General features: G+C 63.9%; 21 protein-coding genes and 1 pseudogene. 11 read left to right on the top strand and 11 right to left on the bottom strand.

The genetic code is table 11. The features are described 5' to 3' along the window. Positions 1–220 precede the first annotated feature (220 nt). Genes RFM98_RS08180 through RFM98_RS08170 form a run of 3 tightly spaced genes read left to right on the top strand, consistent with a single transcriptional unit; the run spans position 221 to position 6,033 of the window. Entirely contained in the window at positions 221–2,659 is a 2,439-nt protein-coding gene (locus tag RFM98_RS08180) for a CLIPPER-2 domain-containing protein (RefSeq protein WP_320308390.1), read from the top strand. A 34-nt stretch (positions 2,660–2,693) separates the two neighbouring features. Beyond that, positions 2,694–4,730, top strand: a complete 2,037-nt coding sequence (locus tag RFM98_RS08175; RefSeq protein WP_320308389.1) for a type I secretion system permease/ATPase — start codon at positions 2,694–2,696, stop codon at positions 4,728–4,730. Position 4,731: 1 nt separating this feature from the next. Next, positions 4,732–6,033, top strand: coding sequence for an HlyD family type I secretion periplasmic adaptor subunit (locus RFM98_RS08170; RefSeq protein WP_320308388.1), 1,302 nt, complete (start codon positions 4,732–4,734; stop codon positions 6,031–6,033). A 137-nt stretch (positions 6,034–6,170) separates the two neighbouring features. On the opposite strand, the gene RFM98_RS08165 is transcribed toward RFM98_RS08170, so the two are convergent. After that, complete coding sequence (locus RFM98_RS08165) at positions 6,171–6,818, bottom strand: outer membrane protein (protein ID WP_320308387.1); 648 nt, start codon at positions 6,816–6,818, stop codon at positions 6,171–6,173. Positions 6,819–7,436: 618 nt separating this feature from the next. Between RFM98_RS08165 and RFM98_RS08160 the strand changes: the two genes are divergently transcribed. The 5 genes from RFM98_RS08160 to RFM98_RS08140 all read left to right on the top strand — a co-directional run bounded on the left by RFM98_RS08160 (position 7,437) and on the right by RFM98_RS08140 (position 13,930). Then, a complete protein-coding gene (locus tag RFM98_RS08160; protein ID WP_320308386.1) occupies positions 7,437–8,480 on the top strand; it encodes a LacI family DNA-binding transcriptional regulator in 1,044 nt (347 codons plus the stop codon). Between the two features lie 94 nt (positions 8,481–8,574). Next, positions 8,575–9,810, top strand: a complete 1,236-nt coding sequence (locus RFM98_RS08155; RefSeq protein WP_430682281.1) for an ABC transporter substrate-binding protein — start codon at positions 8,575–8,577, stop codon at positions 9,808–9,810. Positions 9,811–10,138: 328 nt separating this feature from the next. Next, positions 10,139–11,059 carry a carbohydrate ABC transporter permease gene (locus RFM98_RS08150; protein WP_320308384.1) on the top strand — a complete coding sequence of 307 codons (921 nt, stop codon included), beginning with the start codon at positions 10,139–10,141 and terminating at the stop codon, positions 11,057–11,059. Continuing rightward, the gene (locus RFM98_RS08145) at positions 11,059–11,916 is read left to right on the top strand and encodes a carbohydrate ABC transporter permease (RefSeq protein ID WP_430682270.1); all 858 of its coding nucleotides are present in this window, start codon (positions 11,059–11,061) and stop codon (positions 11,914–11,916) included. Before RFM98_RS08150 ends, RFM98_RS08145 begins: the two co-directional genes overlap by 1 nt. A gap of 25 nt (positions 11,917–11,941) precedes the next feature. Then, positions 11,942–13,930 carry a glycoside hydrolase family 127 protein gene (locus RFM98_RS08140; protein ID WP_320308382.1) on the top strand — a complete coding sequence of 663 codons (1,989 nt, stop codon included), beginning with the start codon at positions 11,942–11,944 and terminating at the stop codon, positions 13,928–13,930. Between the two features lie 37 nt (positions 13,931–13,967). On the opposite strand, the gene RFM98_RS08135 is transcribed toward RFM98_RS08140, so the two are convergent. Next, positions 13,968–14,615 carry a TetR/AcrR family transcriptional regulator gene (locus tag RFM98_RS08135; RefSeq protein ID WP_320308381.1) on the bottom strand — a complete coding sequence of 216 codons (648 nt, stop codon included), beginning with the start codon at positions 14,613–14,615 and terminating at the stop codon, positions 13,968–13,970. Between the two features lie 77 nt (positions 14,616–14,692). On the opposite strand from RFM98_RS08135, the gene RFM98_RS08130 reads away from it, so the two are divergent. Next, positions 14,693–15,211 (top strand): quercetin 2,3-dioxygenase, encoded by a 519-nt coding sequence (locus tag RFM98_RS08130; protein ID WP_320308380.1) that lies wholly within the window; start codon positions 14,693–14,695, stop codon positions 15,209–15,211. 220 nt (positions 15,212–15,431) lie between these two features. Here RFM98_RS08130 and RFM98_RS08125 read toward each other — a convergent pair whose 3' ends face one another. The 5 genes and pseudogenes from RFM98_RS08125 to RFM98_RS08105 form a co-directional block, all read right to left on the bottom strand. Next, the gene (locus RFM98_RS08125) at positions 15,432–16,241 is read right to left on the bottom strand and encodes an endonuclease/exonuclease/phosphatase family protein (RefSeq protein WP_320308379.1); all 810 of its coding nucleotides are present in this window, start codon (positions 16,239–16,241) and stop codon (positions 15,432–15,434) included. Positions 16,242–16,265: 24 nt separating this feature from the next. After that, positions 16,266–17,669 carry a phospholipase D-like domain-containing protein gene (locus RFM98_RS08120; protein ID WP_430682280.1) on the bottom strand — a complete coding sequence of 468 codons (1,404 nt, stop codon included), beginning with the start codon at positions 17,667–17,669 and terminating at the stop codon, positions 16,266–16,268. Between the two features lie 324 nt (positions 17,670–17,993). Further along, positions 17,994–19,016 carry an aminopeptidase gene (locus RFM98_RS08115; protein ID WP_320308581.1) on the bottom strand — a complete coding sequence of 341 codons (1,023 nt, stop codon included), beginning with the start codon at positions 19,014–19,016 and terminating at the stop codon, positions 17,994–17,996. A gap of 196 nt (positions 19,017–19,212) precedes the next feature. After that, positions 19,213–19,404 (bottom strand): annotated as a pseudogene (locus tag RFM98_RS08110) (hypothetical protein); the annotation flags it as partial. Between the two features lie 149 nt (positions 19,405–19,553). Continuing rightward, a complete protein-coding gene (locus RFM98_RS08105) occupies positions 19,554–20,303 on the bottom strand; it encodes a DUF899 domain-containing protein (protein ID WP_320308377.1) in 750 nt (249 codons plus the stop codon). Between the two features lie 124 nt (positions 20,304–20,427). On the opposite strand from RFM98_RS08105, the gene RFM98_RS08100 reads away from it, so the two are divergent. Beyond that, on the top strand, positions 20,428–21,648 hold the full coding sequence (locus RFM98_RS08100; protein WP_320308376.1) for a helix-turn-helix domain-containing protein: 1,221 nt from the start codon (positions 20,428–20,430) through the stop codon (positions 21,646–21,648). 36 nt (positions 21,649–21,684) lie between these two features. Beyond that, positions 21,685–22,332 (top strand): Vgb family protein, encoded by a 648-nt coding sequence (locus tag RFM98_RS08095; RefSeq protein ID WP_320308375.1) that lies wholly within the window; start codon positions 21,685–21,687, stop codon positions 22,330–22,332. A 25-nt stretch (positions 22,333–22,357) separates the two neighbouring features. On the opposite strand, the gene RFM98_RS08090 is transcribed toward RFM98_RS08095, so the two are convergent. The 4 genes from RFM98_RS08090 to RFM98_RS08075 form a co-directional block, all read right to left on the bottom strand. Then, entirely contained in the window at positions 22,358–23,446 is a 1,089-nt protein-coding gene (locus RFM98_RS08090) for an acyltransferase family protein (protein ID WP_320308374.1), read from the bottom strand. A 132-nt stretch (positions 23,447–23,578) separates the two neighbouring features. Further along, positions 23,579–24,475 carry an ankyrin repeat domain-containing protein gene (locus tag RFM98_RS08085; RefSeq protein WP_320308373.1) on the bottom strand — a complete coding sequence of 299 codons (897 nt, stop codon included), beginning with the start codon at positions 24,473–24,475 and terminating at the stop codon, positions 23,579–23,581. 201 nt (positions 24,476–24,676) lie between these two features. Continuing rightward, a complete protein-coding gene (locus tag RFM98_RS08080; RefSeq protein WP_320308372.1) occupies positions 24,677–25,933 on the bottom strand; it encodes an MFS transporter in 1,257 nt (418 codons plus the stop codon). Further along, on the bottom strand, positions 25,930–26,661 hold the full coding sequence (locus RFM98_RS08075; RefSeq protein ID WP_320308371.1) for an MBL fold metallo-hydrolase: 732 nt from the start codon (positions 26,659–26,661) through the stop codon (positions 25,930–25,932). The genes RFM98_RS08080 and RFM98_RS08075 overlap by 4 nt, the downstream gene beginning before the upstream one ends. Between the last annotated feature and the right edge of the window lie 31 nt (positions 26,662–26,692).

The following is a 26,692-nucleotide window of genomic DNA, read 5'->3' as shown; positions in this document are numbered from 1 at the left end:
GCGGCATCTATAGCCGCTTTAACCGTTACCATCGAGCAGCCAGCCGTCGTGAGCCGCCTTTGCGTTTGCTGCTCGCCGGTCGGGGCCGTCGGTTGCGGCTTGTCGGACGCTACGCCGAACCTCCTCCCTCACGGAATTCAGCGCTGATCTCGGCGCTTTGGCTTGGGGTAGTCAGCCGCCTGGGGCGGCCAACAGCGGGCGTGCCTGCGGAGGATTGGACATGAGTCTCGACATAGGTTTCGGCGTTCTTCTCGATGCAACCACCATTGGCTCGGGCACGGGCAACTATGATTCCTTCCTGCGCTTGCAGGCGACAGGTGTCGAGGAAGGATTCAACACAGATGAAAACGGGAATGTCCTCGACGACAAGTCGTCGTTCACGCACAGTCTGCAGTATAGCGACATCCAGTCAATCAAAGTCGGCGGCGTCGATTACATCGAGTTCCGACTCGACCTTAACGAAAGCAACAACGCCACCAACGGCGAGATCACGCTGACAGATTTGAAAATCTACATCTCCGGCGCGGACGCAACCCTCGCGGACTATAATGCCGGGTTTGCCGGTTTCACGTCCATCTTCGATCTCTCCTCCTCGCAATTGCTGATTGACTCCAATCATGGATCGGGAACGGATGACTACCGGGTTCTGGTCCCAGTCAGCCTTTTTACCGCTGCCGGTGCAGCGCCCGGCTCCTTCGTGACGCTATACTCGAGCTTTTCGGGATCGAATGGCGGCTTCGAGGAATGGCGGACCATCACGACGACCGGTGGCACCGAGGATCACCCCGCGATCGCCATAGACAAGGTGACTGTGGATGGCTCCGCATCAGGCGATGGCCTGACCGTATTGGCAACTGATGATATTTCCTGGCAATACACAGTCACCAATACCGGCAATGTCGCTTTGTCGAACGTCGTCGTCACCGACGATAAGGGCGTAGTGGTTTCCGACGTGCTCGGTGCTGACGCCAGTCACAACATCGGCGACGTCAATAATAACGGACTGCTCGATGTCGGCGAGATCTGGAAGTTTACTGGTTCCGGCCAGGCGATCATCGGTGACTATGCCAATGTCGGCAGTGTGTCCGCTTCGGCCAATGGCACCACGGTGACCGACACCGATGGTTCCAGCTATTTCGGCGCCGATCCCGAGATCGCCATCGACAAGGTGACGGTGGACGACACCAGTGAGGGCGACGGCCACACCATCCTGACAGGCGAGACGATCTCGTGGAAGTACACCGTCACCAACGCGGGCAACGTCGCCCTGTCGGGCGTGACGGTCGGCGACAGCGATGCCGGCGTTACCCCGGTCGCGGTGCTTGCCGATGCCACCCACAATATCGGCGACACCAATCTGGATGGCTTGTTGGAGAAGGGCGAGACCTGGATCTACACGGCCAGCGGCGTCGCAGGCAAGGACGCCTACACCAACACCGGCACGGCTAACGGCTCCTTCACCGACGATGCCGGGCATGTTGGCCTCGCCACCGATTCGGACGACTCCAGCTACTTCGGCGCCGATCCGCATATCACCCTCGACAAGAAGACCAACGGCGTTGATCACGGCCTGAACATCTTCCAGGGCCAGCCGGTCACCTGGACCTACGATGTCACCAATGACGGCAATGTCGCGCTCACCAACGTGGTCGTGAAGGACGACAATGGCACTCCCGGCACGCTTGGCGACGACTTCAACGCGATGGCGATTACCAGCGGCGGACTCAACACCGGCGACAGCAATTCGAACGGCATCCTCGACATCGGCGAAACCTGGCACTACCAGGCGACCGGCACGGCGCAACTCGGCAGCTACGTGAACAACGCCACGGCCACGACCGCCGCCTACAGCGATACAGCCGGACATCCGGTTACCCCGACCGCCACGGACAGCAGCGACTATGAGGGCTTCTCCAACAAGGCCCTGACGCAAGGTTTCTGGGGAAGTCACGCCGATGCCTGGGACAACGTCGCTAACAACGAAGGCAATCCGACCAAGAGCGCCGTAGCCAGTGGTGTCCTGTCCAGCGTGGACGTCAATCCGCGCACCGATGGCTATCTGCTCTTGGGCGACAGCAACCACAACGGCATCGCGGATGATGACCATGATCTCCTGATCTCGATCAGCTTGGCAAAATCCATTGAATCCGCCTCGACCGGCGGCGATGCCCGCCTGATCATGCTGCAGCAGGCAATCGCCGCGCAGCTCAACATCGACAACGGCGTCGCCCAGCCCAATAACCTCATCGACGAGGCGGTGATGTGGTTGAAGGGGCAGGGCGCTTGGGCCGGCCTTGGTATCAATCTCGATGCCACCGGCGGTCCCGGCGGCACTCCCGACGGCTTCATCGACACCAATGCCGCCGGCACGGCACTGGCCGGCAGCGCGGTGAAGACCAGCTCGATCGCCTGGACCAAATATGTCGACGTGACCGACGCGAGCACAGGCATCACCGATTGGAACGGGGGCAAGGAGGCCGACGGCGAAGGTCTGAAGAACGCCCTGATGTGGTTCAACCAGGGCCAACTGGTGACCTCCGGCCCTAGTGGCCATGTCGCCTGGTTCAACGGCACCAGCATCATCGACGAGCATCCGAACACGCTCGACCAGTTCTGGGTGACGCTGCACGAGGTTGGAGGACTGACAGGCATCAGCTGAGCGGTCTGCTGCAATCAGGCCTGGCGAAACCGGCATGGCAACCACCGGCATGGCACAAATAACAGGACTGGCACGGTTCGGCACCGGGCAGGCGAGGACGAGGCTGCTCGGCCTCGTCCTTCTTGCCGTTAGCGTGGCGTTTCTTGCCAGCAGGTCGCTTTCAGGGGGCGCGGTGTTTGGCGCTACGGCGATCGCCGGCTTCGGTGGCCTGGCTTTGTTTCGCGCACGTCCGGCCGATGTCGGTGGTCTTGAAACGGCCGCCAAAGTTGCCGCGTCCGCCCCGTCGGCCGCAAAACCCGCCAAGCGCCTGCAAGGCTCGGAACTTGCCGAAGCGCTTCGCGCCTGCCGCTCCGCCTTCGTCGCGGTCGGGCTGTTCAGTGGCGTGCTCAACGTTCTGATGCTCGCCGGCTCGCTCTACATGCTCGAGGTCTATGATCGCGTGCTGCCGAGCCGGAGCCTGCCGACGCTTGCCGGCCTCTCGATTCTGCTCCTCATCCTCTATTCCGGGCAGGGCGTGCTTGAATTCGTGCGCGGACGCGTGCTGGTCCGCATCGGCGGCGCGCTCGACGAAGCGCTCGGCGGCCGCGTCTATCAATCGATTCTGCGCCTTCCGCTCAAGACCGGGCGCGACAGTGACAGTTTGCAGCCGATGCGCGATCTCGACAGCGTTCGCGTCTTCCTGTCGGGCAGCGGGCCAACGGCGCTTTTCGACCTGCCCTGGTTGCCGCTCTATCTGTTCATCATCTTCATGTTCCACTGGCTGCTCGGCGTGGCGGCGTTGGTCGGCGCGATCGTGCTGGTCGCGCTGACGATTATGGCCGAACGGCTGACGCGAAAGCCGGTGTTGTCCGGAACGTCGAGCGGCATCCGCCGCAACGGGCTGGTCAGCGCCGCCAACCGCAATGCGGAAGTGGTTGCCGCGATGGGCATGGCCGGCGGTCTTACCGCGCGGTGGGAAGATGCCAACCTCGATTACATCGCCGAGCAGCGCAAGGTAAGCGACGTCGCCGGCGGTTTCGGTGCAGTGTCGAGGGTGCTGCGCATGCTGCTGCAGTCGTCTATGCTCGGCCTCGGCGCCTGGCTGGTCATCGAGGGGCAGGCGACGGCGGGGATCATCATCACCGCCTCGATCCTCAGCGGCCGCGCGCTGGCCCCGGTGGATCTTGCGATTGCCAATTGGAAAGGCTTTGTCACCGCGCGCCAGGGTTGGCAGCGGCTGAACAGGGTGCTGATGGCCCTGCCGGCCGAAAGCGCGCCGATGTTGCTGCCGCCGCCCAGTGCGAACGTCGGCATGCAAAACGTCTCGGTCGGCGCCCCGGGCACGCAGAGGCTGCTGGTCCACGACGCAAGCTTCGCCCTGGAGGCAGGCCACGGCGTCGGCATCATCGGACCGAGCGGGTCGGGGAAGTCCACGCTGGTTCGCGCGCTTGTCGGAGCCTGGCTTCCAGCCATCGGCAGGATAAAGCTGGACGGCGCCGATCTCGATCAGTGGTCTCAGGCCGAGCGCGGCCGCCATATCGGATACCTGCCGCAGGATGTCGAGCTCTTCGCCGGCACCGTGGCCGAGAACATCGCCCGCTTCGAGCCCGACGCAGACGCCGGCGCCATCATCGCCGCGGCGAAGGCGGCAGGCGCGCACGAGCTGATCGTCGGCTTTCGCGAAGGCTACGAGACCGAGATCGGCGAGCATGGCGAAGCGCTCTCGGCCGGTCAGCGCCAGCGCATCGCGCTGGCGCGCGCGCTCTATCGCGATCCGTTCCTCGTGGTGCTCGACGAGCCGAATTCCAACCTCGACATGGATGGCGAGCAGGCACTGATCAAGGCGATGTTGGGTGTCCGCGAACGGGGCGGGGTCGTCGTCATCGTCGCCCACCGCCCGAACGTGCTGGCGGCCGTCGATTTCGTCCTGGCCGTGAACCAGGGACGCATTCAGGCCTTCGGTCCGAAGGACGAGGTGTTCGCCAAGATGTTCCCGATGCTGCGGCCAGTGCCAGCGAGCAATCCGCAGCTTCGGGTGGCGGCCGAGAACGCCCCGCGGGCCGTCGCCGACGGGACCGAGGGAGGGCGCTAGCATGGCCGCTTCGGGCTCGTCCCATGCGTCAATTCGTTTCTACACGCGCCTTGGCGTGGGTATGGTGATCCTGCTTGCGGGAGGTGTCGGCGGCTGGGCTTCGGTCACCGAGATCGCCGGCGCGGTCATCGCGCCCGGCACTCTTGTCGTCGATTCCCACGTCAAGGAAGTCCAGCATTCCACCGGCGGCATCGTTGCTGAGATCGACGCCCGCGATGGCGACCGCGTGAAGGCCGGCGACCTGCTGCTGCGGCTCGATCGCACCGTGCCGGCCGCCAATCTTGGTGTAGTGAGCAAGGCGCTCGATCAGCTCGCCGCGCGCAAAGCTCGTCTCGATTCCGAGCGCCGGGGGAGCGACGCCATCATCTTTCCGAACGATCTTTTGAACCGCATCGCCGATCCCGACGTCGCCGAGGCGGTGGCCGGCGAAAAGCAACACTTTGAGACCCGGCGCACCTCCCGCGCCGGCCAGAAGAGCCAGCTGGAGGAGCGCATCGCTCAGCTTGAGAAGGAGATCGTCGGCGATACCGCGCAGGCGCAAGCCAAAGCCAAGGAGATCGAGCTTGTGCAAAAGGAACTCGCGTCCGTACGAACCCTCTGGGCCAAGAAGCTCATTTCGATCGACCGGCTGACGCAGACCGAGCGCGAGGCCACGCGCCTGGACGGCGAACGCGGCCAGCTCGTTGCCGCGCAGGCGCAGGCGCAAGGGCGGATTGCCGAGATCAAGCTTCAGATCATCCAGATCGACCTCGATCTCAGCACCGAAGTGAACAAGGATCTGCGCGATATCGACGGCAAAGTGGGCGAACTCCTGGAGCGCAAGGTCGCTGCCGAGGACCAGCTGAAGCGGGTCGACATCCGCGCGCCGCAGGATGGTGTCGTGCAGCAGTCGATCGCCTATACGATCGGGGGCGTGGTGACGCCGGGTCAAACGATCATGCAGGTCGTGCCCGACAATGACAGTCTGGCGGTGGAAGCCAAGATCGCGCCGAGCGACATCGACCAGCTATGGATCGGTCAACCCGCTTCGCTGCGTTTTTCGGCCTTCAACCAGCGCACCACGCCGCAGATCGACGGCGTGGTCGAACGGACTTCGCCCGACATCACCACCGACCAGCGCACGGGCGTCAGCTATTACACGGTGCGCATCAAGACGACCGCCGCCGAGGTCGCGCGCCTCGGCGAGGTCAGGCTGGTGCCTGGCATGCCGGTGGAATCCTTCATCAGGACCGAGGACCGTTCGGTGATGTCTTATCTGGTCAAGCCGTTGCAGGACCAGATTAGCCGGGCATTTAGGCAGTAGAGCCCTGAGCTTCCGCGATAAGCCGCTCACACACCCCAAGTCATTGCTGAACAAAGAAAAAGGCGGCCACTGGTGAACTGACCGCCTTCGGGGGTCAGTTCACCATGTCGCGGCTTTGTGTCCTGTCCGCTAACAGATCAGAACTTGTAGTTCAGACCGACGCGAACGGTGTGGAAGGGGACTTTGACGTCAATGCTGCCGCCCCCAACATCGAACGTCGCTTTACCCAGGTCGGTGTAAAGATATTCAGACTTGATCGTCCAATTTGTGTTGATGGCGTATTCAGCGCCCGCTCCAACGGTCCAGCCGGCCTTGGTCTTGGAAAGGCTGGTGGGGCCGCTGGTGGTCTTTTCGTGACCATAGGCCAAGCCGCCAGTGCCATAGACCATGAAGCGATCGACGGGCGTAAAGCCAAGGCGAGCACGCAGCGTGCCAAACCAGTCAACCTTTGTTTCGATCTCGCCGGGACCGAAAAGGCCTGAAAAGGAGGCTTTAACATCCGAACCCTGGAAGTCGGCTTCCACGCCGTAGACCATCTGGCCCGACTGCCAGTTGTAACCAGCCTGGATGCCTCCCAGGAATCCACCGGAACTGAGACTGAGACCGGTACCAACATTGGGATTGGGCGTTAACTTGAACGTGCCGAAGCCGCCGCCAGCGTTCACGCCGATATACGCGCCGGTCCAGTCAAAGGAGGCTGCAACCGGAGCTTCCTGAAGGACGTCGGCTGCGTAGGCGGTGCCGGTGGCAAGGACGAGAACGGATGCAAGAAGAAGCTGTTTCACGGGATGACCCTTTCGTTTCAAAGACTAAATAGCCGGAAAGGACTGACCGCCGTATTTCATTGCGGTACGCCCATCACAAACCTTTCGGTCTGCTTCCATGCCTAGGTCGGATGATGCCCCCCAGAAGGGCCTATGCGAGTAGCCTTGTCGCCGAACTCGGCCGGCTGTCAATCTTGCCAATTCGAAGACGCGAGTATTTTTTCAGGAGATGCGGGAAAGCCACACACGCTGGGAGCGGGCTGGTCCGCAAGCGGCCGCGTTGAAGCGGTCGTTGGCGGCAGCCAGAAAAGTGTGCCGCGAGGTGTCGAGGTTGAGCGCCGTCCGAAGCGCCCAAACGAGCACCTGCGCCACTTCGATCGCGACGCGGAGTGCGGCTCCGCCACGCGCGGGTTTGCAGTTGTTAAATGGTTAAGGTTAGTGGTCTCGCCAACTGCACTCGTTGTCGGCGACCAAGCTCGCCTGTATCGTCCAATTCCCCTTGCCAATCCCGCCACCTTCCCCTAATCTCTCTGAGAAAACCTTTTCCCAAATCGCTTCGCGCCCGCTGACCTCGCCCGTCATCTTTGCGCAGGGCGATAAGAGAAAACCTTTTCCCAACTTAGGGATGCGCCTCGAAATATGTCCGCCGACGCCGAGTCAGCGCCTGTCTTTGCCAAGCCCGTGACCCTGCGCGAGGTGGCTGCGGCCGCAGGCGTCAGCGTCGCGACGGCGTCGAAGGCGCTGAACGGGCAGGGGCGCATGACCGCCGAGACGCGCGAGCGCATCCGCAACACGGCGCGGCTGCTCGGTTTCAGGCCGAACAGCCTGGCGCAGAGCCTGCTTCGCCGCCGCAGCTTCACCGTCGGGCTGCTGACCAACGATACATACGGCCGCTTTTCGCTGCCGCTGATGGCGGGCGTGTCCGACGCCCTGGTCGACAATGGCGTGTCGGTGTTCCTGTGCAATGTCGAGGACGACACTCGCCTCGGCCAGCTGCATGTCGAGGCCATGCTCGACAAGCGCGTCGACGGCATCATCGCGACCGGAAAACGCATCGACCGGCATCTGCCGGTCGATCTCTCCCATCTGCGCGTGCCCGTGGTCTACGCCTTCACCCAGCCGGACTCCGGCGCGGTCGGCCTCGTCTCCGACGACGCCGGCGGCGCGCGGCTGGCGGTCGAGCATTTCTGCCGACTCGGGCGTCGCCGCATCGCCCATGTCAGCGGTCCGCCGAGCTTCGCGGTGGTGCATGAGCGCGCCGAAGCCTATCGCGCCGTGCTTGAGGAGAACAACCTGGCCGTAACCGAGCCGCTGCTCGGCGCCTGGTCGGAAGCCTGGGGCCACGAGGCGGTCGCAAAACTGTTCGGGGGCAAGGGGAAGCGGCCCGATGCCGTCTTCTGCGGCAATGACCAGATCGCCCGCGGCGTCATCGATGCGCTGCGCGAGCGCGGCATCGCCGTGCCCGACGATGTCGGCGTCATCGGCTTCGACAATTGGGAGATCGTGGCCGAAGCGACACGTCCGCCGCTGACATCCGTCGACATGAACCTGGCAAGCCTCGGCCGCGAGGCCGGGCTTGCGCTGCTTTCGCTCGTTGACGGCCAGCCGGCCGCGCCGGGCATCAGGAAACTGCCGTGCCGGCTGGTGGTGCGTCAGTCATGCGGCCGTCCGCCGGGCGGTTGACAGGTGAGGGAAGAAAACGGCCGTCGCGTCCGACCCCCGCGGGCAGCACGGCCAAACTGGGAGGAGAACCATGAGGAGGAATACCGTGAAGACCATGATTGCCGGGCTTGCGCTTGCCGCGAGCGTCCTAGCCTTGCCTGCTGCGGCATTGGCCGAGACCGCCAACATCTGGGTGCGCGCCGACGGCTCGAACTTCATGCCGCGCATCGTCGATGCCTTCAACAAGGCGCATAAGGACCAGATCAAGCTCGACATCATTCCCAATGCCGAGATCATCCCGAAATATGGCGCGGCGGCCGCCGGCGGCACCGCGCCCGACGCGCTGTCGCTCGACCTGATCTACACGCCGTCCTTCGCCGCCGCCGGGCAGCTCGAGGACATCACCGACTGGGCGAAATCCTTGCCCTATTTCGCCAGCCTGTCGCCGGCGCATGTGAAGACCGGCACCTATAAGGACCACATCTACGGCCTGCCGTTCTCGGCCGACGCCTCGGTGCTGATCTGGAACAAGAAGCTGTTCAAGCAGGCAGGCCTCGACCCCGAGAAGGGGCCGGCCAACTGGGCCGAGATCGAGGCCGACGCCGAAAAGGTCAACGCGCTCGGCGGCGATATCAAGGGCTTTTATTTCTCCGGCAATTGCGGCGGCTGCAACATCTTCACCTTCACGCCGCTGATCTGGGCCTCGGGCGGCGACATCCTGTCCGAGGACGGCTCTAAGGCGACGCTCGACAGCCCGCAGCTGCGCGGCGCGATCGACCTCTACCGTTCGATGGTCAAGAAGGGGCTGGTGCCCGAGGGCGCGCAGACCGATACCGGCGCCAACTTCTTCGCCGCCTTTGCCGGCGGCAAGATCGGTATTTCGCCGTCCGGCGCCTTCGCCATCGGCGCGCTCAACACGCAATATCCGGATATCGACTACGGCATCACCTTCCTGCCGGGCAAGGATGGCGGCTGGTCGTCCTTTGCCGGCGGCGACAACTTCGTCGTCACTAAGGGCACCAAGAAGATCGCCGTAGTGAAGCAGTTCCTCGACTTCGCCTATTCGCTGGAAGGCCAGACGATCCTCGCCAAATATGGCAGCCTGCCGGTGCGCAACGACATCGCCAAGGACGCGCTCAAAGATCTCGACCCGCGTTACCAGGTGGCGGCCGAGGCGATGGCCAAGGGCAGGACGCCCTATTCGGTGGTGTTCAACGACCTGATCAACTCCGCCAACGGGCCGTGGACGCAGATGATCAACGAGGTGTTCTTCGGCGACGATGTCGACGGCGCCATCAAGAACGCGCAGGACACCATGCAGTCGATCATCGACCAGGCGCCGAATAAGTAACACCAGGGCCTACAGGCGGCCAGCAACGCGCAACGCTCGCCGCCCTCAAGCTCTGACCGGCCGCCCGCCCCGTCTCCCTGGCCGGGCGGCCGGTTGTTGTATCGTTGAAGATAGGGACTGACGCGTTGAGAAAGCTTACTCACCAATTCGAGGGGCCGCGAGGTTCGCTCCCCCTTCTCCCCTTGTGGGAGAAGGTGTCGCCGAAGGCGACGGATGAGGGGTGTTCCAGCGGAGTGAGACGCTGGCGTTCCCTGGAACACCCCTCGTCCGTCTTGCCGCTTCGCGGCAATCCACCTTCTCCCACAAGGGGAGAAGGGGGAGCCAAACCATGACCGCCATCGCCGCCGCCGCTCCCGCTCGCGCCAGACGCATCGGCGTCAGCCGCCGGCAATGGGTGGGCCTGCTCTATGTCTTGCCGGCCGTGGCGCTGGTCACCGTCTTCTTCGTCATCCCGCTCGGCATGACGGCATGGATGTCGCTCAACAACTGGCCGCTGATGGGCGAACATTCCTTCATCGGCCTCGACAACTACGTCGCGATCCTGCGCGACACGCGCTTCTGGAATGCACTGAGGTTCACTGCCTACTACACGGTGATCGTCACCATCGCGATCTTCGCCGTCGCCTTTCCGCTGGCGATCTTCATCGAGCGGCCGCGGCCGCTCACCAACCTCTACCGCACCGCCTTCTTCATGCCGGCGGTGGTCGGCTTTGCTTCGGCGAGCCTGCTCTGGTCGTGGCTGCTCAATGTCGATTCCGGCTTGTTCAGCCCCGCCGCGTTCGACCTCGGCCTGACCGGGAAGAAGGTCAATCTTTTGGCCACTTTTCAGCCGGCCTTCTGGTCGATCATCGCCATGGTGGTCTGGAAGGTCGCCGGCTTCACCATGATCATCCTGATGACCGGCCTGCAATCGATCCCGCAGGATTTGCAGGAGGCGGCCGTCATCGACGGGGCAGGGCCGTTCGCCAGGTTCAGCGCTATCACACTGCCGCTGATGCGCCGAACGCTGGCGCTGGCGCTGATCCTGTCGGTCGCGGGCTCCATCCTCGCCTTCGACCAGTTCTACATCATCCTGCGCGGCGGCCCGCGCAACCAGACGCTGACGGCGGTCTACTGGATCTTCAACCAGTCCTTCGTGTCGTTCAAGCTCGGCTATGGCGCGGCACTCTCCATGGTGCTGCTGGTTATCCTGGTGGCACTCAGCCTCATCCAGCTCTGGCTGCTGCGCAAGCCCGAAGGGCTCGACTGATGGCCGGGGCGATGTCGCGGAACCGGAAAGTCGGCTTCAGCCTGGCCAGGCATTCCACCGGCATTATCGCCTCGGTGCTGTTCCTGGCGCCGATCGTGTGGACCGTGCTGTCGACCTTCAAGCCGGCGCAGGAGGCGCGCCAGCCGCCGCTGCCGCCATGGCCGACCACCGGCTTTTCGGTCGAGAATTACGAGACGCTGAACTCCTTCGGCGACGGGCTGTGGGCCTCGGCGCAAAACAGCATCTATGTCTCGGTGATGACGGTGCTCTTGTCGGTGCTGGTCAGCGTGCTTGCCGGCTACGGCTTCTCGCGCTTCCGCTTTCCGTTCAGGGATCTCTTCTTCGTCCTCATCCTGTCGACGATCATGATCCCGTTCCAGTCGATCCTGACGCCGATCTTCCTGGTGCTGACGAAACTTGGCCTGCACAACACGCTAACCGGCCTGGTCTGCGTCTACGTCACGCTTCAGCTGCCATTCTCGATCTTCATGATGCGCAACGCCTTCGACGCGGTGCCGCGCGAGATCGAGGAGGCCGCGCGCATGGACGGCGCCAACAATGTCACCATGCTTTTGAAGGTGATGCTGCCGCTGGTCTGGCCGGGCGTCGTCACCATCGCGCTGTTTGCCTTCCTCGGCGCCTGGAACGAGTTCCTGGCGGCGCTCGTGCTGATGACCGACCAGTCCAAATTCACCCTGCCGGTGATGATGACGGCGCTTCAGTCCGGCCGCTTCGGCGCCATCGACTGGGGCGCGGTGCAGGCCGGCGTCACGGTGATGATGGTGCCCTGCCTGATCCTGTTCCTGGCGCTGCAGCGCTTCTACATCCGCGGCCTCATGGCCGGGGCCGTCAAGTAATTCGCATTCGAATGGAGTGACGTTCATGACCGCATCGCAACCCGTCGCCTCCGCCGAGGCCAGCAAACCGAGACTCGCCTTCCGCCCGTTGCCCGTGCCGCAGGTCGATGTCCGCGGTTTCTGGGGCGACCGTGTCGACGCGGTCGCGGCCAAGACCGCGGGCATCCTCTACGACCGCTGCGTCGAGGCGCGCATGCTGGAGCAGATCGATCCGGACTGGCCGTCGCCGGGCGTTGTGATTCCTTTCCATTCGCCATCGCCCGACGAGGCGGATGCTCAGGGCGCCGAATTCACTGGATCGACGGTGACGACCCAGATGTTCTGGGATTCCGACTGGGGCAAGACCATCGAGACCGCGGCCTATTCGCTCTACCGCCGCCGCAATCCTGAGCTGGAAAAGAAGATCGACGCCGTCATCGACATGTACGGCAAGCTGCAGCAGCCCGACGGCTATCTCTCCAGCTGGTATCAGCGCATCCAGCCCGGCCTGCGCTGGACCAATCTGCGCGACTGCCACGAGCTCTACTGCGCCGGGCACTTGATCGAGGGCGCGGTCGCCTACTTTCAGGCCACCGGTAAGCGCAAGCTGCTCGACATCATGTGCCGCTATGCCGACCACATCGCTTCGATGTTCGGTCCGGAGCCCGGCAAGAAAAAAGGCTATTGCGGCCATGAGGAAATCGAGCTGGCGCTCGTCAAGCTGGCGCGGGCGACGGGCGAGAAGAAATACATGGAGTTGGCCAAATATTTCATCGACCAGCGCGGGCAGCAGCCGCATTATTTCGACGAGGAGGCCCGCGCCCGCGGCGCGGACCCAAAGGCCTATCATTTCAAAACCTATGAATACAATCAGTCGCACAAGCCGGTGCGCGAGCAGGACAAGGTCGTCGGCCATGCGGTCAGGGCGATGTATCTCTATTCCGGCATGGCCGATATCGCGACCGAGTACGGCGACGACAGCTTGCGCGTCGCGCTCGATCGGCTGTGGGACGATCTCACCACCAAGAGCCTTTACGTCACCGGCGGTCTCGGGCCGTCGGCGCACAATGAGGGCTTCACCAGCGATTACGACCTGCCGAACGAGAGCGCCTATGCCGAGACCTGCGCCTCGGTCGGCCTTGTGTTCTGGGCGAGCCGCATGCTCGGCATGGGTCCGAACGCCCGCTACGCCGACATGATGGAGCGGGCGCTTTACAATGGCTCGATCTCGGGCCTCTCGCTCGACGGCTCGCTGTTCTTTTACGAGAACCCGCTGGAGAGCCGGGGCGGCCATCATCGCTGGAAGTGGCACCGCTGCCCGTGCTGCCCGCCCAATATCGGCCGCATGGTGACCTCCATCGGCAGCTATTTCTACGGCCTCGCCGACGATGCGCTGGCTGTCCACCTCTACGGCGACTCGACCGCCCGCTTCGAGATCGCCGGCCGGCCGGCCAGCCTCGTCCAGACGAGCAACTATCCCTGGGACGGCGCGGTCGCGATCGCGGTCGAGACCGAGACGCCGGTTGCGTTCACGCTCTACCTCCGAATACCCGCTTGGTGCCGCAAGGCAGCCTTGCGGGTGAACGGCAAGATGGTCGATCTCGATGCGGCGACGGGCGACGGCTACGCCGCGATCCGGCGCGAATGGCGCAAGGGCGACAAGGTCGAGCTCGACCTCGAAATGTCGATGGCGCGCCTCTTCGCCAACCCGCAGGTGCGCCAGGATATAGGCCGCGTCGCGCTAGCGCGCGGCCCGCTGATCTATTGCGTCGAGGAAACCGACAATGGCGGCGGGCTGCACCGCATCGCCTTGCCGCGCACGGCCAGGCTCGAGGCGCATGAGGAGCCGAACCTCCTCGGCGGCATCGTCACGCTTTCGGCCATCGGCAGCCGGGCCGAGGTTGAGAACTGGGGCGGCGATCTCTATCGCCCTGAACCGCCGGCGACGGAAGAGACGAAGCTCAAGGCCGTTCCCTATTTCGCCTGGGACAACCGCGATCCCGGCGAGATGCTGGTCTGGCTGAGGGAAGGGTAGGGCGATTGCCGGAGACGAAACGGCCAGCTTGGCAGACTCAGTCCTGATTTTGCTTGCCGGGCTTTGAGCTGCGAGCTTCCCGCTCGTCATCCAGCGCGGCCCGCACGAGCGCGTTGGCGGCCCACACCGACAGGCCTTCACCCTCCGTCGGGCTGAGGCCGCAGACGTCACGCTGGACGATCAGCGCCTCCCAGCCGATCACCATGGCCAGCGCGCGCACGAGCTGGGTCCAGCGCTCCGGATCCAGCCGTTCGCGCAACGGCGATAGCGCCTTTTCGATCCATTCGATCCGGCGATAGCCGCGACGCGGCACGCCTTCCTCGGTCGATGCGCCGTTGCCGTCGACGGTCAGGCGGATCAGCGAGCGGCCAAGTCGCTCGACTTCGGGACTGACGTGGTGCAACGCGCGGACCAGGTGCTCGATGCGCGCCTCGCCGTCATCGCTCGCCTGCTCGATGGCGCGATCGACCGAGGCCTGGCTGAGCGCGCCGATGGTCGCGTCGAGCAGCAGCTGATCGAAGCTCGGAAAGTAGAGATAGACGGTTCGTCGCGAGACGTCGGCCGCGGCAGCAACATCGTTGACGGTCGGGGTCTCTCCGCGGGCGAGCAGCGCGATCGCGGCATCGACGATTGCCTTGCGGGTGCGACGCTTCTGTGCGGTTCGGAGGCGTGGATTGACATTCATGCGAGCTAAGTATACCGGAGTGCATTAATTGCACAAGAGTGTAATTAATGCATCAGCCACGTTGAAAGGAGGCTTTCATGACAATCTCCAGCCATACCGCTAATGACGCTCGTTTCCTGGGGCCGGGTGAGGGGGAGGCGATCTGGTTTTTGACAAACCGCATGACGGTGAAAGCCACCGAGGCCAGCACCGGGGGCGGCTTTGGCCTGCTGGAGTCGCTGATCGCGCCGGGCTTCTCGCCGCCGCTGCACGTCCATCACCGCGAGGACGAGTCCTTCTACGTTCTGGAAGGGGAATTGACGATGAAATGCGGCGATCGCATCTTCCGGGCTTCCGCAGGTTCATTTGTGTTCCTGCCGAGAAACGTTCCCCACACTTTTGTGGTCGAAGGCGACAGGCCGGCACGGATGCTGACGCTGCTGACGCCGGGTGGCGGCGAAGGGGTTTTCATCGACGGCGGCCGTCCGGCGCAGGCGGAAGGATTGCCCCCGGCAACGCCGCCGGACATCGAGGCTCTCAAGCGTGTGAGCGCTCGCTATGAGGCCGAAATCATCGGGCCGCCAATGGCGCCGAGCCATGCTGCGGCCGTCGCTTAGAGCAATTCCAGGAAAAGTGTGAAGCGGTTTTCCGTCCGGAATTGCGTCAAGACAAATTAGAGCAATTCCAGGAAAAGTGTGAAGCGGTTTTCCGTCCGGAATTGCGTCAAGACAAATTAGAGCAATTCCAGGAAAAGTGTGAGGCGATTTTCCGTCCGGAATTGCGCCAACACAAAAGAGATACGGCGGTTTTGCGTTTCCGTGAGACGGTGAACCGCATCTAAAGATGCACGAAAGCCGTCAGCGGCAGGTGGTCGGAGGCGACGCGCGACAGCGGCGTGTCATGCGCCTCCACCGCTGAAACCAGGTCGTGCCGGTTGCCCATGATGCGGTCAAGCGCCAGCACCGGCAGGCCCGATGGAAAGGTGGGCACCGCCGGCGGCGTCGGGCCGAAGGTGGTGTGCAGCGTGTTCAGCGCCGAGCGGTTGCCGAGCCGCCATTCGTTGAGGTCGCCGAGCAGCAGCGTTGGCCTTTCGTCCGCGCTGGCCATGATGTCGAGCACGACGCGGGCCTGTTCGGAGCGCGAGCGGCGCAGCAGACCGAGATGGGCGGCAATGACGCGCAGGGTCCGTTTCTCGTCGAGATCGATCTCGGCGACCAGCGCGCCGCGCGGCTCCAGTCCCGGCAGCTTGATCTGGTGGACATCGCGCACCGTGCCGCGCTTGAACAGAAGCACATTGCCGCGCCAGCCATGCCCCTTGCCGTTTCCGCTGACCGGCACCGGCACCAGCCCGGTCTCCAGTTCCAGGCGGGCAAGGTCGAGCAGCCCGGCCCTGTCGCCGAAGCGGTTGTCGGCCTCCTGCAGCGCGATCACGTCGGGGCAGATTTCGCGGATGACACGCGCCGTCCGTTCGGGATCGAACCTTCGGTCGGTGCCGATGCACTTGTGGACGTTGTAGGAGGCAACGACGACTTCGGCGCCGTTGACACGCTTGCGCGGTGTCGCCTTCGCCTTGCGCGCGTTCCTGGCGCGGATCGACAGGAGCACGGTCTCCGGCAGGCTGCGTCCTTTTATGTCGTTTGTCTCCATGGTCCCGATGCTCGTTTTTCAGTTCTAAAGATAGGGTGATCCCAGCCACAGCAAACGGTCGAAGACGCGGATTATGAATGGCCTTGCCTTCAGCGTCTGCAGCGTCACCGGCTCGGCGGTGGCGATGGCGGCCCCAATGCGGGCGTCGATCTCGGCGGCGAAGTTTTGATCCAGCACTTCCATGTCGATCTCGAAATTCAGCCTCAGCGAGCGGGCGTCCAGATTGGAAGAGCCGACATAGGCCCACACGCCGTCGACCGCCATCAGCTTGGAATGGTCGAACGGGCCGTCATGGCGCCAGACCCGGCAATAGTGCTTCAGCACCTGGTCGAACTGCGCCGTCATCGCATGATCGACGAGGAAGAGGTTGTTCACCGCCGGCACCACGATGTCGATTTCGACGCCGCGGCGGCCGGCCGTGGTCAACGCGCTGATGAATTCCCGGTCCGGCAGGAAATATGGCGACATGATGCGGATCGATTTGCGCGCCACCGAGAATGCGCCCATCAGCAGTTTGAGGTTGGTTTCGTTGGAAGCGTCCGGTCCGGTCGCGACCGCGCGCACCAGCACCGGCTGCCCGGGCGGCGGCGCGACGCGCTCGACCTGCCAGGGCCCGTCCTTCAAGGCCTCGTTGCCGGCAAAACGCCAGTCCTCGGCGGCAACCGAGAACAGGTCGGCCACCACCGGCCCGGTGACCTCGAAATGCGTGTCCCGCGAGCTTTCGGAACCGGCGAACTCGGCGGAGAATCCCTTGCGGATGTTCATGCCCCCCGTGAACGCCACCGCGCCGTCGACGATCAGGATCTTCCTGTGGGTCCTCAGGTTGGCATAGGGAAGTCTCAGGCCCATGACGATGTTGCCGTTGAAGAGGTCGACAGTGACGTCGGCTTCCCTGAGCTGCTTCAGGATGCTCGGCACCGAATAGCGCACGCCGACGGCATCGATCAGCACTCGCACGGTGACGCCGCGCTTGACGGCGTTGCCGAGCGACTGGACGAAAAGCGCCCCGACCGCGTCATTGTCGAAAATATAGGTTTCCAGAAGCACGCTTCTTTGCGCCGCGTCGATCGCCCGGCACATCGCCGTATAGGCTTCATCGCCGGTCTTGAGCACGGCGATGGTGTTTCCCGAGGTGAGCGGACGCCGCGCCACCCTGTCGCCAAGCGTCTTCAGCCCGGTGAAGCGCTGGCCGTATTCGGCATTGATCAAGGCTTCCAGGGCGACGTCGCGGTCGTGCCTGGCGGCGTCCGCCTCGCTGGAGACGGGACGCATGGCGCTGATCGTTGCGCGGCGGATGCGGTTGATGCCGGCAATGGCGTAGATGATCGCGCCGAGGAAGGGCGACAAAAGCATCACGCCCACCCAGCCGGTAGCGGCGCGCACATCCTCCTTGGTCATGATGGCGTGGACGATGCCGACCGCCGCCATCACCAGCGAGAGGATCAGGACAAGCGTGGACCAGTGACTCGCAATCGCCTCGAACATCGGCCCGACTATTGTGCGAGCCGACGCGGAAGGCAATGCGGCGCGTCACGCCCGCGCTCATTCGGGCGCCTGAAACCGGGCAGCAAGAACCGCGGTCATCCGCTCGGCCAGGTCCGCGACCGGCCCGGTCTTTTCCCAGGCATAGAGAGAGACCACCATCGAAGGCTCGGCGCCGAGCCGCGCGCTGAAGGCGAGAGAGGAAACTGAGATCCGGGATGTGCTCGAGCACGTCGAACATGGCGACGAGGTCCCATGTGCGTGTTCAAGTCAATTGCACGCAGCCGCGGCCTTGAGCGCTTCGGCACGGGAAGGAGCGGGCAAATTCCCGATCCGTCGAACAGAGGCGTAGAACCTCGGATAGTCGCCGGCGCACAGGTCGAACAGGCGAAGAAACGCCGGGACCTGTTCGCCGTAGACAGCGGTCGCGGCGAGCTTTGCGTTGTTGATCGGGCTATCGAACCAGGCGTCGTATCCGCGGTATCCGGCCCATCGCTTGTCGCGCATTTGCCGGTAGCGCATCCTCAGTCGGTCGATGGTGGCGGCTTTGGCGGCTGCCATCTGCTCCGGGCTACGCGGGCTTCCATAGACCTGCCTCAGCTCGTCCCGGGTTTTCGATATCAGTCCCAGAAAATCCGCCTTGCGCTGGCGATCGGCTTCGTAACTGCGCAATCCGGCGCGATTGCCGGTGGCGCGGAGCCATTTCCTCGTGCCGGTGGTTTCGACGGCAACCGCGAAAGCCTCGTTGAACGCGGAGTCGCCGTTCACATAGACTTTCTGATGTGCCAGCTCATGGAAGACAAGGCTGGCGAGGTAGGTGTCGTTCTGACGCAGCATGGTGCTGAGCAACGGGTCGCTGAACCAGCCCAAAGTGGAATATGCGGTGACGCCTGATACATAGACGTCCAGCCCCTGCCGCTGCAGTTCGGCGGCAGTTTCGAGCGCGTCTTTCCGCGAAAAATAACCCTTGTAGGGAACGCAGCCGAAGACCGGAAAGCACCATGTAATCGGCGCGAGAGAGAATTGCGGCGCGGCGAAAACGGCCAAGGTCACATCGTTTCGACCGAGGTCGACATAGCTGCGGTAGCTATTGTTATCGGGCAGTGCCAGTTCTTCCGTGGCAAAGCGACGTATGGCGCTGGCCGACGTCAGCTTGGCGCGCAGTGCCTCTGGCGTCGAGGGATCGCGGATCAGCTTCGCAACATTCTTGCGCGCCGCCATGATCTCAACATGGCCCTCCAACGACTGCGCGTAGTAGGAAATGCTTGTGCACCCGGTCACGCCGGACGCCATGATCACGGCGGCAAGCAACCGAAAAACGCGCTTCACAGCTTGCCCACCGCTTGCTCATCTCCCCGCGGAGCAAATGCCCCTATTTGCTCCCGTGTCTCAAACAGGCGCATCTGTTTTCGTCAAGACCTGGAGGGGTAGCGGGTCGGACTTTCGATTTCTCAGCGGCCGTCAAGCCATAGGGCGCTCAACGAAGATCTCACGCCCGCCTCGCCACCAGCCGCAGCCAGGGCGCGAGGTGAAAGCCGGCCATCAGGAGATACATCGGCACCATGCCGCCGAGCACCGAGGCGCCCGACATGCACATCATGTCGTGGTCGCCATAGGCAGCCGTCAGCAGCGCCATCGTGGCGAAGGTCGGCGCGGCGGCGAGGCCAAGCCAGTCGGCGAGGCCGAAGCCGCTCAGGCCGGTTGGGTGAGGGGAGTCGATGCTCATGATATCCACCTTCTGAAGCGGTCAGGTTTTCAAGCCCATGGGAACAAGGGCGAAGCGATCGGCTCCGGCGGCGCACGGTTTGCGTCGCCGGTTCCGCTTCAGGCTCAGGCGTCCTTGTTGCGGAACGCCGCTTCGCCGGCATCCGACACCTCGACCCATCTCTGGTCGGGGGCGGCGCCTGCTTCGTAATTGTCGTGCCAGTTCCACCACTTGTAGGTCTGGGTCTGCGGATAGCCCTCGGGCGAATCCTCCCACACCTCCTGGCGGCCGAGCGGCGTGACGTCGAGATAGCTCCACACGGTGCCAAAGGATTCATCGCCGCGGTTGTTGACGAAGTAGGTGCGGAAGATGCGATTGCCGTCATGGATGAAGACGTTATGGCCGTGCCATTCGTCGACGCCGAAATCCTTATCCCAGCTGTCGGTGATGGTGTACCAGGGCATCTTCCAGTCCATCCGCTGCTTCAGCCGCTGGATGTCGGCCTGCGGCGCGCGCGAGGCATAGGCAAGCGTTGTGTCGCGGGCGTTGAGATGGGCGAGGTTGCCGACCTGGTCGGCGCCGAGCGAGCAGCCGCGGCAGGCGTGTTCCGGCCAGCCAAAGACGCCGGGCTCGAAGAAGGCGCGGTAGACGACGAGCTGGCGGCGGCCTTCGAAGAGGTCGAGCAGGCTCACCTTGCCGTTAGGGCCTTCAAAGACATAGTCCTTCTTCACTTCCATCCACGGCATGCGGCGACGTTCGGCGGCTAAAGCGTCGCGGGCGCGGGTCAGGGTCTTTTCCTTAACCAGCATCTCTTCATAGGCGCCTTCCCACGCTTCCTGCGAAACGACCGGCGGTGTCTTCATATGTTGGGTCATTGCTCTTGTCCCGTTCTTGGGTTTGGTTGGGGGTGACGAGGAAAGACATAGGGCCACACGCTGCGATGGTGAGAGTTACAAGTGTGACGCGATTTGCTGCGGCGGGCCCTGAGGCGGGCTTTTCATGGACTCGCTGATCAATGCCGCCGGCCGCGCGCTCGCCGCTGGCGATCCGCTCGGCGCCTTGAAGCGTGTCGCGCTCCGCGACGACGCGCCGGCGCTGGCGCTGCGCGGCATCGCGATGGCGCAGCTCGGCGACTTCGCCAAGGCCAAGGCGCTGCTGAAGGACGCCGCGCGCGCCTTCAGTCCGAGGGAAGCGGTGGCGCGTGCCCGCTGCGTCGTCGCCGAGGCCGAGATCGCGCTGGTCTCGCGCGACCTCGGCTGGCCTGAGAAGGCGCTGCGATCGGCCCGCGCGACGCTTGCCGCGCATGGAGACCGGCTGAACGCCGCCTATGCCGGCAGCCTCGAGGCGCGCCGGCTCATCCTGATCGGCCGTCTCGACGAGGCCGAGCGCCTGCTTTCGGATTTCGATCCGGCGCCGCTGCCGCCAGTCGCGCGCGTCGCGCATGAGCTCGCCGCCGCCGGCATCGCGGTCCGGCGCCTCCGAACCAAGGCGGCGCGCTCGGCGTTCGGCCGGGCATCGCTTGCCGCTTATGAAGCCAACATCCCGGCGTTGCGGGCCGAAGTCGAAGCGGCGTCGCTGGTTCTGAACACGCCGGTCGGCAGGCTGATCGCGCGAGGCGTGCAGAAAGAGCTGCTGCTCGACGAGGTCGAGGCGCTGCTGAGTTCGGGCGCGCTGGTCATCGATGCCTGCCGCAACGTCGTGCGCGAAGCCGATGCGGCCGTTTCGCTGGCGACCCGGCCCGTGCTGTTCGCGCTGGCGCGCACGCTCGCCGAGGCATGGCCGGCCGATGCATCGCGCGAGGTGCTGCTGAGGCGCGCCTTCCGGGCAAGGCACGCCGATGAATCGCACCGCGCGCGGCTCAGGGTCGAGATGGGGCGGCTGCGCGCCGAGCTCGGTGCGCTGGCTGAGATCAATGCGACGGCCGCCGGTTTTGCGCTGACACCGCTGAAGGCCGCCGAGGTCGTCGTGCTGGCGCCGCCCGTCGAAGACGAGCACGGCGCGGTGCTCGCCTTCCTGACCGATGGCGAGGCCTGGTCGAGCTCGGCGTTGGCGATCGCGCTCGGCGCCAGCGCCCGCACCGTCCAGCGCGCGCTGGAGCAGCTTTCGGCGCAGGACAAGGTGCAGGCCGTCGGCCGCGGCCGCGCGCGCCGCTGGATGATGCCGCCGGTGACCGGATTCCCGACTGTCTTGTTACTCCCGGGCCCGCTGCCGAGCGATTAGTCTGCCTACAAGGTTCAGGTTGATGGAGATTGGAAAATGAAAAGAGCCGCCGCCGAGATCCTGCGTGAATACGGACCATTTCCGGGTGCCGAGCGCGTCAATGGCGTCACCTATGACGGCAAGAGTGTCTGGTTCGCCGATGGCGACAAGGTGAACGCCCTTGATCCCGAAAGCGGCGCGATCATGAAGTCGATCGATGTCGCTTCGCATGCCGGCACAGCCTTCGACGGCAAGCATCTCTACCAGATCGCCGAGGACCGCATCCACAAGATCGATCCGGGCACCGGCAAGATCGTCGCCACCATCCCGGCGCCGGGCAAGGGCGGCGATTCCGGTCTTGCCTGGGCCGAGGGCTCGCTCTGGGTCGGCCAGCACCGGGCCCGCAGGATCCATCAGATCGATCCCGAGACCGGCAAGATCATCCGCACCATCGAATCCAACCGTGTCGTCACCGGCGTCACCTGGGTCGACGGCGAGCTCTGGCATGGCACCTGGGAAGGCGAGGAGAGCGACATACGCCGCATCGATCCGAACACCGGCGAGGTGCTGCAGACGCTGGAGATGCCGGCCGGAACGGGCGTGTCGGGGCTGGAATCCGACGGCGCCGGCTGCTTCTTCTGCGGTGGCGGCGGCAGCGGCAAAGTCCGCGCCGTGCGCCGTCCAGGCTACGATGCCGGCAAGTGACCTATAGCCTGAAGAGGCGGCCTGGTCAGGCCGCTTCGCGCGCCGGCCGCGTCATCGGCTCGTTGGAAGCCTTCTTGGCGTTCGGCCCGTCGATATGCGCCCAGGCCGGCCGTTCGAACAGGAAGGTGCCGAAGCCGATGAGCTTGACGATGAAGTAGAGGACGACAGGGCTGATGACCGAGACGAGCAGCACCGCGAGGCTGAGCCAGCCGGTGTCGGTCAGAATGCCGCTTGCAAGCGCTGCGCCACGGAAGATCGACATCGGGATGGTGAAGGCGACATAGACGACCAGCGAATGCTCGCCGAGCCAGCGCAGCCATTCCATCGAGGCGAATTTCGACAGGAAGCCGCCGGCGACGCAAAGCGCCACCGCCCCCGCGACGGCAAGCAGGAGATGCAGTGGCGGCCATGCCGCCAGCCCCATCTGCATGCCGACCGGCTGCATGGCGTAGCCCGGCGAAAAGACGAGCAGGCCGTTGACGATCGCCCAGACGACCAGGCCCGCAACGGCGATCACTGGGCGAGCTTGTGTCCACGCGACCAGCCGGAATATTAGCGGCGCCAGGACGAAGCCAAGATAGAAGAACACGAAATAGGCCGCGACCTGCTCGAGCGCGTAGCTGTCCGGACGCGGTGCCCACATCTGCAGTGCCGCCGCGAGCGGGATGACGATCCAGTGCGGCACGCGAAGCTCCCGCAACACGCGTATGACGATGCCGAACACCGCCAGCATGTAGATGAACCACAGGACACCGTAGGGCTGGACGACAGCCATGGCGAGGTCGTGCAGCATTCCGGCGGGATCGCGGCTGAAGATGCCGATCTTCAGCCCGATCGAGATGATCGCCCACAGCACGTAGAAATAGAGATAGTGGACGACGCGCCGATCGATATAGCGCAGCCACGGCCGGTCGATCACCTGCGACAGGAACAGGCCCGAGATCAGGAAGAATTCCGGCATGCGGAACGGCGTCGCGAAGCCGATGGCATAATGCAGGAAGCCGATGCCACCGGTGTACTCGCCGGTGTTGTAGGCCGAATACATCATCACCACCAGGATGATGGAAAGGCCTTTTGCCGTGTCCACCCACGGCATGCGTGTCGAGCTGCTCATGAACGATCTCGAGGAAAATTCACCTGCGCCATAGTACCGGACAGGCTCACCTCTAGCAGCATGAAGCTTCGGATATCGTAAACGCGGCGACGACGCAGGCCCGTGCAGCAGTTGCGGAAGAGATTTATCGATTCAGGGTAGCGGGATCGGCTTGTCGCTGAGTGTGCGCAAGTAGGCGATCAGGTTGACCCGTTCGGTCTCGTCCGGGACACCAGGAATCTCCATGTAGACGCCCGGCCTGGTGAGCATGGGCCCGAAGAGATATCTGTTCAGGTCCTCGTACGACCATACGCCTTCCCAGCCCAGCAACGCGTCGGAGTAACGCATATTAGCCATAGATGCCTTGTCGCGGCCGACGACGCCCCACAAGTTCGGTCCCGTTTTGTTTCCTCCCTGGGGCTCGGCATTGTGGCAACCGTGACACACACGGGTGAAGTAGGTTCGGCCTTTTTCGACATCGGCAGAAGCCAACTTCATCGAGATTGGGGCTGGTGTTGGCAAGACGACGCCGTGCGACATCAGATAGTCAGCGATTTCGCGTAGCCCCTTGAATTTTGCCAGGTGGAGCGGTGTCTTGCCGTCCGTTGTCTTCGCATTCACGTCCGCGCCGGCCTCGACCAGTGCCTTCACGCAATCGAGGCAACCGAGATTGACCGCGATGTGGATAGCGTATTCGCGGCTGCGCTTCGAATTTGGATTTGCACCCCCGTCCAGCAACAGATTGATCAAGTCGATCCTGCGTTTTGCCAACGCCGGCATGAGGGCAGGACCCAAGGCTGGGGTCGGGGCGGCGTTGACGTCGGCACCCCGCTCTATGAGCAGTTTTGCTGCCGCAAAATGCCCACTCCTGACCGCAAGATAGAGAGGTGTCCCTTTCCCATCGCTCTCATCCACACCGGCGCCTGCATCGAGCGCTGCCGTGATCGCCGCGACATCGCCTTCTTTCGCGGCGTCGTGAATGGCGGCGGCGCGCAATTCAATCGGGAAATGTACAAGCAGTAGCGCGATGAAAAGCAGGAGCCTGCGCATTGGCACCTCTCTAAGGCAAACCGAAGGACGCAGCATGCTTTTAAGCAAATAAGCATATCCCAAATGCCCCGTGAGAACGAGAGTTTTCACGAAGACTGGCCACGGCCTTGCTGGCCGTCTGTGAGGTTCTCATCCGGGTCAATGGCTGAAAGGGTCGTCTCCCGCCCTGCTTCGCGGATACCAAGCGTAAGGCTTTTGCCACTAGCGATCGCTTCGTGCCGGCGTTAACGCTGTTGTCTCTCGCATCGCCACCGCCACGATTACACCCGACAGGAAGGTCAGCGCCGCGATTGATCCGATCGCCGCGACGAAGCCGAAGAAATCGGCGATCAGGCCGGCGGACAACGCCCCGATCGCATAGCCGAGGTCGCGCCAGAAGCGGTAGACGCTGAGCGAGCGCGCCCTCCAGGTGGGGTGCGATGCGTCGGATACGGCGGCAATCAGGCTCGGATAGACCATCGCCGTACCGAAGCCGATGATGACGCTCGCCAGTAGCCACCAGCCGAAATCGCGCGTCATGGCGGTGGTGAGAAGCCCTGCCGCCTGCACCCACATGCCGGCGACGATCAGGCCCTTGCGGCCCCATCGGTCGCTCAGCGGCCCGGTCGCGACCTGGAAGACGCCCCAGACCGCCGGATAGACCGCCTTGAGGACGCCGATTCGTTCCACGCCAAGCCCATGGGCGGCGAAGAACAGCGGAAACAGGCCCCAGCTCATGCCGTCATTGAGATTGTTGACCAGGCCGGCCTGCGAGGCGGCGAACAGGTTGCGGTCACCAAGCGAGGTCAGCATGAAGATCTCGCGGAAGCTGAGCGGCGAAGCCTGTTTTGGATGGTTCGCCAGCTCCAGCCTCACATGCTCGCGCGTGTCGCGCACAAGCAGGATCGACAGCGCCGCCCCCAGGATCGCATAGCCGATGCCGAGATAGATCGGCACCGGGCGCAGCCCGTAGCGGCTCGCGAGATAGCCGGTCAGGAAAGCGGTGACGCCGACGGCGAGGTAGCCGGCGAACTCGTTGAGACCGACGGCAAGCCCGCGCGACTTCGGTCCGACCAGGTCGACCTTCATGATCACGGTCATCGACCAGGCGAACCCCTGGTTGATGCCGAGCAGCGCATTGGCGGCGACGATCCAGCCCCAGCTCGGCGCCCAGATGATGATGAACGGCACCGGCAGGCCGAACAGCCAGCCGAGGATCAGCACGCGCTTGCGGCCCCATATGTCGGCAAGCTGGCCTGAGACGAGGTTGGCGCAGGCCTTGACCACGCCGAAGCTGACGATGAAGGACACGATGAGCGTGGTGGAAGCGACGCCGAATTCCTCCGCGCCGATCAACGGCACGACGGTCCGCTCGATGCCGACCATGCCGCCGACGAAAGCGTTGATCAGCACCAAAAGCGCGAACTGCTTCCAGTTTGCTTTCAGGCCGAGCGCGACGGCGGGCGCCGCTGTGCTCAAGATTTCGCCCCGGCGTTGATGGCTCGTGTCCGGCCGGCCTCCGGCGGCGGGGGAGGGATGTCGGCGGTCATGGCGGCGACGAACTCACCCTCGTCCTCGATGCGAAAAGCCTTATTGAAGCGCCGCTCGAAGCCGATCGTCGAGGTCGGCTTGCCACTCAGCGAGCGCCCGCAGACCGAACCGGAATAGGCGCCGGGCAGCACCTCGATATGGTCAGGTAATTCCTTCAGCCGGCGCACGCTGGAGAACAGTGCACGCGCCCCGTCCTCGGCGCTCGAGGCAAGCTCGGTGCGGCCGAGATCGCCCACCATCAGCGTGTGCCCGGTGAGCACGAACCATGGTTCGGCCGACCGTGTCCGGTCGGTTACGAGCAGGCTCAGATGCTCCGGCGTATGGCCTGGCGTATGCATCACCGTCGCCGTGACATTGCCGAGCTCGAGCACCTCGCCGTCCTTCACGCGCCGGAACGGGAAGCCTGCTTCGGCACCCTCGAAGAGCACGTAGTCGGCGCCGGTCGCCTCGGCCAGCGCGCGGCCGGCCGAGATATGGTCGGCATGGATATGCGTGTCGACAACATAAAGGATGCGCATGCCGGTCGCGCGTGCCGCCTCGACATAGGGCGCGATGTCGCCGACCGGATCGACGACCGCCGCGGAAGCCTTGCCGCCGCAGCCGAACAGATAGGAGGCGGCAACCGGATCGGTATGCAGGAACTGCCTTAGAATCATCGCCCTTCCTCCGAACGGACAAACTGCGCCG

Source organism: Mesorhizobium australafricanum, from assembly GCF_033977265.1.
GTDB classification, from domain to species: domain Bacteria; phylum Pseudomonadota; class Alphaproteobacteria; order Rhizobiales; family Rhizobiaceae; genus Mesorhizobium; species Mesorhizobium australafricanum.
This window is presented reverse-complemented; position numbering and strand designations above follow the sequence as displayed.